Source organism: Mycobacterium sp., from assembly GCF_035499775.1.
Classification (GTDB): domain Bacteria; phylum Actinomycetota; class Actinomycetes; order Mycobacteriales; family Mycobacteriaceae; genus Mycobacterium.
The window spans coordinates 25,385-32,578 of record NZ_DATJYB010000016.1 but is presented as its reverse complement, the minus strand read 5'-3'; the positions used below and the strand labels follow the sequence as shown (position 1 = coordinate 32,578).

Genomic DNA, 7,194 nt, shown 5'->3' with positions numbered 1-7,194 from the left:
CGCCAGCGACTTGCCGAGTACCAGCCACCAGACGTCGCGTCCGAAGACGTTCGAATTCATGAGTTCACTCGATTCGCGCCGATTTTCACTGTGCTTCCGATTGTTGCGCCCAATTGCCGGTGCACCGCCGAACCCGGAGAGTTCAGCGGCAGCCACACCACCCGGTCGGGCATGTCGGTGATGGTCAGCGGCAGGGTGATCGAGCCGCGCGCGGTGCTGACCGTCACCTCGTCGCCCTCGGCGGCGCCGATCTCAGCCGCCGTGTCGGGCGACAAACGCACCACGGGCGGGCGCGCGGTGCCGGCCAGATACGGCTCGCCGTCCTGCAGCCGGCCCGCGTCGAGCAGCTGGCGCCAGCCGGTCAACACCGCCTCGCCGGCCCCGGGTTGGGGCGCCTGCGGGGCGGCGACCTGGGGGCTCGCGGCGTGCTCGCCGTCCCAGGTGCCCAGCCCGGACAGCTCCTGGCGGGCCGCCTCGACAGTGGACAGTCCCAGGTAGACGCCAATTTCGTCGGCCAGCGCGTCAAGCACCCGGTGGTCCGACTGGCCGGCTTGCTGGGTGGTGCCGTGCAGCGCGGGGGCGAACCCGCGGTAGCGACCCTCCCAGTTGACGAAGGCGCCGGCCTTCTGCGTCGTCGGCGCGACCGGGAACACCACGTCGGCGCGTTCGGTGACCTCGCTGTGCCGCAGTTCCAGGCTGACCACGAAGCCCGCGGCGTCCAGCGCGGCGAGCACCGCGTCCGGATCGCCGAAGTCGGCGGGTTCGATACCGCCGACCAGCAGCGCGCCCAGGGTTCCATCGGTGGCGGCGGCGACGATGCCGTCGGCGTCGCGTCCCGGCGTCGACGGCACTTCGGAGACGTGCCAGGCGGCGCTGACCTGCGCGCGGGCCGCGTCGTCGGCCAGCGGACGGCCGCCGGGCAGCAGCGCGGGCAGCGCACCGGCCTCGAGTGCGCCGCGCTCGCCGGCCCGCCGCGGCACCCACGCCAACCGGGCGCCGGTGGTGTCGGCGAGCCGTGCGGCGGCGGACAGTGCGCCCGGCACGGCGGCCAGTCGCTCGCCGACCATGATGACCGCGCCGGGGGTGGCCAGCAGGTCGCCCAGTTCGCCGGTGGCCAGGCCGTCCAGTGTGGCCGGCTCGGCGCCGGGAGCGGTTTTGAGCAACCGGCCGGACATCTTCCGTAGCGAGCGCGTTTCGAACGGGGCGACCGCGTAGATCGGTACGCCGTGCTTGCGGGCCGCCTTGCGCAGCCGCAGGAACACGATCGGCGATTCTTCCTCGGGTTCCAGCCCGACCAGCAGCACCACCGGGGCCGACTCGAGGTCGGTGTAGCTGACCGTGACCGGCCGGCCGGCGATGCGGGCGGCCAGGAATTCGGCCTCCTCGGCCGAGTGCGGGCGGGCGCGGAAGTCGATGTCGTTGGTGTCCAACACGATTCGGGCGAACTTCGAGTAGGCGTAGGCGTCCTCCCAGGTCACCCGGCCACCCACCAGCACACCCGTGCGGCCGCGCGCGGCCTCGAGTCCCTGGACCGCTGCCACGATGGCGTGCGACCACGACGCGGGTTGCAGCGTGCCGTCGGTATCGCGGATCAGGGGAGTGGTGATCACGTCGGGCAGGGTGGCGTATTTGAAGGCCCACCGGCCCTTGTCGCAGTTCCACTCCTCGTTGACTTCGGGGTCGTCGCCGGCGAGCCGGCGCAGCACCTTGCCGCGGCGGTGGTCGGTGCGCTCCGCGCATCCGCTCGCGCAGTGCTCGCACACGCTGGGGCTGGAGACGAGGTCGAACGGGCGGGCACGGAAGCGGTACGAGGTTCCGGTCAGTGCGCCCACCGGGCAGATCTGCACCGTGTTGCCGGAGAAGTAGGAGTCGAACGGCTCGTTGGCGTAGATGCCGACCTGCTGCAGCGCGCCGCGCTCCTGCATGTCGATGAACGGGTCCCCGGCGATCTGGTCGGAGAACCGCGTGCACCGCGCGCACAGGATGCAGCGCTCCCGGTCCAGCAGCACCTGAGAGGAGATGTTGATCGGCTTGGCGAACGTGCGCTTGACGTCGGTGAAGCGAGAGTCCGCGCGGCCGTTGGACATTGCCTGGTTCTGCAGCGGGCATTCGCCGCCCTTGTCGCACATCGGGCAGTCCAGCGGGTGGTTGATCAGCAGCAGCTCCATCACGCCGTGCTGGGCCTTGTCGGCTGCCTCCGAGGTGAGCTGGGTGCGCACCACCATGTCGTCGGTCGCGACGGTGGTGCACGACGCCAGTGGCTTGCGCTGGCCCTCGACCTCGACCAGGCACTGCCGGCACGCGCCGACCGGGTCGAGTAGCGGATGGTCGCAGAACCGCGGGATCTGGACGCCCATCAGTTCGGCCGCGCGGATCACCAGAGTGCCCTTGGGAACGCTGATTTCGGCGCCGTCGATGGTCAGCGTCACCATCTCCGGCTGGCTCACCCCGTCGCCGGTTTGGGTCTTGGCGGCACTTGTCACGGGGTTATCAGCCCTTTCCGTCCAACGTCAGCATGGAGTCTCGAGGGTCGAACGGGCAGCCGCCGCCCTCGACGTGCGCGACGTACTCGTCGCGGAAGTGCTTGATCGACGACATCACCGGGCTGGCCGCGCCATCGCCCAACGCGCAGAACGACTTTCCGAGGATGGCATCGGAGATGTCCAGCAGCTTGTCGAGATCCTCGTGGGTGCCCTTGCCGGTTTCCAGCCGTTCGTAGATCTTGTCCAGCCAGAAGGTGCCTTCCCGGCACGGCGTGCATTTACCGCATGATTCGTGCTTGTAGAACTCGGTCCAGCGGCGCACCGCTCGCACCACGCAGGTGGTCTCGTCGAAGATCTCCAGCGCTTTGGTGCCCAGCATCGAGCCCGCCGCACCAACCCCTTCGTAGTCCAGCGGCACGTCGAGGTGCTCCTCGGTGAGCAGCGGCGTCGACGACCCACCCGGCGTCCAGAACTTGAGCTGGTGCCCGGCGCGAACTCCGCCGGCGTAGTCGAGCAGCTCACGCAGCGTGATGCCCAGCGGGGCCTCGTACTGGCCCGGGCGGGTGACGTGCCCGGACAGCGAGTACAGCGTGAAGCCAGGCGATTTCTCGCTGCCCATCAAGCGGAACCAGTCGACGCCGTTGAGAATGATCGACGGCACGCTGGCGATGGTCTCGACGTTGTTGATCACCGTGGGGCAGCCGTAGAGCCCGGCCACCGCGGGGAAGGGTGGCCGCAGCCGCGGCTGGCCGCGCCGGCCTTCCAGCGAATCCAGCAGGGCGGTTTCCTCGCCGCAGATGTAGGCACCCGCGCCGGCGTGCACCACCAGCTCCAGGTCGAAACCCGAGCCCTTGATGTCGCGGCCCAGGAAGCCGGCCTGATACGCCTCGGACACCGCGTTCTGCAGGCGGCGCAGCACCGGGAGCACTTCGCCGCGCACGTAGATGAAGGCGTGGCTGGCGCGGATCGCGTAGGCGGCGATGATCACGCCTTCGACGAGCAGGTGCGGCGTTGCCAGCATCAGCGGAATGTCTTTGCACGTACCGGGTTCCGACTCGTCGGCGTTGACCACCAGGTAGTGCGGCTTGGCGGCGGCGCCGGTGTCACCCTGCGGGATGAACGACCATTTCGTCCCGGTCGAGAAGCCCGCGCCGCCGCGCCCGCGCAGCCCGGAGTCCTTGACGGTCGCGATCACCGCGTCGGGCTCCATCGCCAGGGCCTTCTGCAGGGCCTCGTAGCCCCTATAACGATCGTGCCGTTGATAGGTCGCCAGGGTCCACGACTCGGGGTCGTCCCAGTAGCGGCTGATCACCGGGGTCAACGGGGTGGCCTGTGAACCCAAAGAAGTTGTCATGACTCGGCCCCCGGAGGAGTCGGTGCGTGCATGTTGTGTTCCTGCGCCACCCGCAGTCCGGCCAAGGTGGCCGCGCCGGCGCCGCCCTGGCCTTCGTCGGGGCGCGGGTCGGGCAAACCGGCCAGGATGCGCGACGTCTCGCGGAACTTGCACAGCGGCGCGCCGCGAGTGGGTGCCTTGGGGTCACCCGAGCGCAGTGAGTCGACGAGTTCGCGCGCCGACTCGGTGGTCTGGTTGTCGAAGAATTCCCAGTTGACCATCACCACCGGCGCGTAATCGCAGGCCGCGTTGCATTCGATGTGTTGCAGGGTGACGGTCCCGTCCGGGGTGGTCTCGTCGTTGCCGATGCCGAGGTGCTCTTTGAGGTCGTCGAAGATCGCGTCGCCGCCCATGACGGCACACAACGTGTTGGTGCAGACGCCGACCAGGTAGTCGCCGGTGGGACCGCGACGGTACATGGTGTAGAAGGTCGCCACCGCCGACACCTGCGCGCTGGTCAGACCGAGTTGGTCGGCACAGAATTCCAATCCCGCCGGGGTGATGTAGGAGTCTTCGCCTTGGACCAGGTGCAGCAACGGCAGCAGCGCCGAATACTTGTTGGGGTAGCGGCCGATGATCTCTTTGGCGTCGACCTCCAACCGCGCCAGCTGGTCCGGCGGATACGACTGCGGTGCGCCCTCGACCACGAATTGGTTGGGCTCCTCGGGTGGCGGGCCGAGCCGGATGAAGACCCGCTCGCCGCCGTTCGCCGGGGGTCCGGCGGGGACGGGTGAAGTCATCGGTCCACCCCGCCCATGACCGGGTCGATGCTGGCGACCGCGGTGATCAGGTCGGCCACCATCCCGCCCTCGCTCATCGCGGCAACCGCCTGCAGGTTGGTGAAGGAAGGGTCCCGGTAGTGCACCCGGTAGGGGCGGGTACCGCCGTCGCTCACCATGTGTACGCCGAGCTCGCCGCGTGGTGATTCGACCGCCACGTAAACCTGGCCGGCCGGAACGCGAATGCCCTCGGTGACCAGTTTGAAGTGGTGGATCAAGGCCTCCATCGAGCTGCCCATGATCTTGGCGATGTGCTCCGGCGAGTTCCCCATGCCGTCCGGGCCCACCTTCAGGTCGGCCGGCCAAGCGATCTTGCGGTCCTCGACCATCGTCGGACCGGGCCGCAACTTGTCCAGGCACTGCTCGACGATCTTCACCGACTCCCACATCTCTTTGACGCGAATGATGTAGCGCCCGTACGCATCACAACCGTCGTCGGTGATCACGTCGAATTCGTAGTCCTGGTATCCGCAGTAGGGTTCGCTCTTGCGCAGGTCGTGCGGCAACCCGGTGGCACGCAGGATCGGGCCGGTGATGCCCAGCGCCATGCACCCCTCCAGGTCCAGGTAGCCGACGTCCTCGGTGCGGGCTTTCCAGATCGCGTTCTCGTTGAGCAGGTCGCCCATTTCGCGCAGGGGTTGGCGCAGCTTCTTGAGGGCTTCGGCGATCTCGGTGGCTGCGTTGGGCGGCAGGTCCTGAGCCACGCCGCCGGGCCGGATGTAGGCACTGTTCATCCGCAACCCGGTGATGGATTCGAACAGGGTGAGGATGATCTCGCGGGCCCGGAAGCCGACGAACATCGGTGTCATCGCACCGAGTTCCATGCCGCCGGTCGCCAGTGCGACGAGATGCGACGAGATCCGGTTGAGCTCCATCATCAACACCCGGATGACGTTGACCCGCTCCGGGATCTCGTCGGTGATCCCGAGCAGCTTCTCCACGCCCAGGCAGAAGGCGGTCTCGTTGTAAAACGGTGCCAGATAATCCATCCGGGTCACGAAGGTGACGCCCTGCGTCCAGTACCGATACTCGAGGTTCTTCTCGATTCCGGTGTGCAGGTAGCCGATTCCGCATCGGGCCTCGGTGACCGTCTCGCCCTCGATCTCGAGGATCAGCCGCAGCACGCCGTGGGTGGACGGGTGCTGGGGACCCATGTTGACGACGATGCGTTCGCCGGGATCCGCGTTGCGCGCCGCCGCGACGATCTCGTTCCAGTCCTGCCCGCCGGCGACCAGGACGGTTTCGCTGTCGGTCATCAGTTATAACCCCTCCGCTCGTCGGGCGGAGGTATCTGCGCGCCCTTGTATTCCACCGGAATGCCACCGAGTGGGTAGTCCTTGCGTTGCGGATGTCCCTGCCAGTCGTCGGGCATTTCGATCCGCGTCAGCGACGGATGGCCGTCGAAGATGATCCCGAAGAAGTCGTAGGTCTCGCGCTCGTGCCAGTCGTTGGTCGGATAGATGTCGAACAGCGACGGAATGTGCGGATCACTGTCCGGCGCAGACACTTCCAGCCGCAGGCGACGGGTGTGGGTGATCGACTGCAGCGGATAGACCGCGTGCAGTTCCCGGCCGGTTTCGTTCGGGTAGTGCACGCCGCTGACGCCCAGGCACATTTCGAAGCGCAACTCCGGTTCGTCGCGCAGCCGGCGGGCGACCTGGGGCAGCAGCTCGCGGCGGACGTGCAGGGTCAGCTCGTCGCGGTCAACCACGACTTTCTCGATGGCGTCCTCGAATTCGAGGTCGTCGCGCTTGAGCGCCTCGGCCAGCCCGTCGGCGACGTCGTCGAAATAACCGCCATAGGGCCGCGGACTGCTGCCCGGGAGGGTGACCTCGCGCACCAGCCGTCCGTATCCGGAGGTGTCGCCGGATCCCTTGACCCCGAACATGCCCCGGCGCACGCTGATCACTTCTTCGTCGGTGCTGACCGGAGATCCGCCCACTTCGCTCGCCGCCTGTTGGGGATCTTTGTCGGGCGAGCTCATCGCAGCAATCCGTGCATCTCGATGGTGGGCCTGGCCTCCAGCGCTGCCTTTTCGGCTTCGGCGATGGCCTGTTCCCGGTTGACGCCCAACGGCATTTCCTGAATCTTCTGGTGCAGCTTGAGGATTGCGTACAACAGCATCTCGGGGCGGGGAGGGCAGCCGGGCAGGTAGATGTCCACCGGCACAACGTGATCCACACCCTGCACGATCGCGTAGTTGTTGAACATGCCGCCGGACGAGGCGCACACCCCCATGGCCAGCACCCATTTCGGCTCGGCCATCTGGTCGTAGATCTGGCGCAACACCGGCGCCATCTTCTGGCTGACCCGCCCGGCCACGATCATCAGATCGGCTTGCCGGGGGGTCGCCGAGAACCGCTCCATCCCGAACCGGGCGATGTCGAACCGCGGGCCCGCGGTCGCCATCATCTCGATCGCGCAGCAAGCCAACCCGAAGGTCGCCGGCCACAGCGAGTTTTTGCGGACGTAGCCCGCCACCTTCTCGACAGTTGACAGCAGAATCCCGCCGGGCAGCTGTTCTTCCAGGCCCACGTCT

The 7,194-nt window shown here is 67.8% G+C and carries 6 protein-coding genes; all 6 read right to left on the bottom strand.

What is annotated here, in order from left to right; all coding sequences use genetic code 11:
• Positions 1–56: 56 nt before the first annotated feature.
• From VML93_RS00965 to VML93_RS00940, 6 genes are read right to left on the bottom strand one after another with little or no spacing between them, the layout of a single operon-like run.
• Positions 57–2,483 carry an NADH-quinone oxidoreductase subunit G gene (locus tag VML93_RS00965; RefSeq protein WP_325606724.1) on the bottom strand — a complete coding sequence of 809 codons (2,427 nt, stop codon included), beginning with the start codon at positions 2,481–2,483 and terminating at the stop codon, positions 57–59.
• Between the two features lie 7 nt (positions 2,484–2,490).
• Positions 2,491–3,825: an NADH-quinone oxidoreductase subunit NuoF gene (gene nuoF, locus VML93_RS00960; RefSeq protein ID WP_325606732.1), complete on the bottom strand. Its 1,335-nt coding sequence runs from the start codon at positions 3,823–3,825 to the stop codon at positions 2,491–2,493.
• A gap of 8 nt (positions 3,826–3,833) precedes the next feature.
• A complete protein-coding gene (nuoE, locus tag VML93_RS00955) occupies positions 3,834–4,616 on the bottom strand; it encodes an NADH-quinone oxidoreductase subunit NuoE (RefSeq protein WP_325606722.1) in 783 nt (260 codons plus the stop codon).
• The gene (nuoD, locus tag VML93_RS00950; protein WP_325606719.1) at positions 4,613–5,911 is read right to left on the bottom strand and encodes an NADH dehydrogenase (quinone) subunit D; all 1,299 of its coding nucleotides are present in this window, start codon (positions 5,909–5,911) and stop codon (positions 4,613–4,615) included. Before nuoD ends, nuoE begins: the two co-directional genes overlap by 4 nt.
• Positions 5,911–6,639 carry an NADH-quinone oxidoreductase subunit C gene (locus tag VML93_RS00945; RefSeq protein ID WP_325606716.1) on the bottom strand — a complete coding sequence of 243 codons (729 nt, stop codon included), beginning with the start codon at positions 6,637–6,639 and terminating at the stop codon, positions 5,911–5,913. The genes nuoD and VML93_RS00945 overlap by 1 nt, the downstream gene beginning before the upstream one ends.
• Entirely contained in the window at positions 6,636–7,190 is a 555-nt protein-coding gene (locus tag VML93_RS00940) for an NADH-quinone oxidoreductase subunit B family protein (RefSeq protein WP_325606714.1), read from the bottom strand. The genes VML93_RS00945 and VML93_RS00940 overlap by 4 nt, the downstream gene beginning before the upstream one ends.
• Positions 7,191–7,194 lie beyond the last annotated feature (4 nt).

Coding starts and splice junctions, on each gene's coding strand:
- nuoE (WP_325606722.1), bottom strand. CDS start 4,616: ATGACTTCACCCGTCCCCGCCGGACCCCCGGCGAACGGCGGCGAGCGG.
- nuoD (WP_325606719.1), bottom strand. CDS start 5,911: ATGACCGACAGCGAAACCGTCCTGGTCGCCGGCGGGCAGGACTGGAAC.
- VML93_RS00945 (WP_325606716.1), bottom strand. CDS start 6,639: ATGAGCTCGCCCGACAAAGATCCCCAACAGGCGGCGAGCGAAGTGGGC.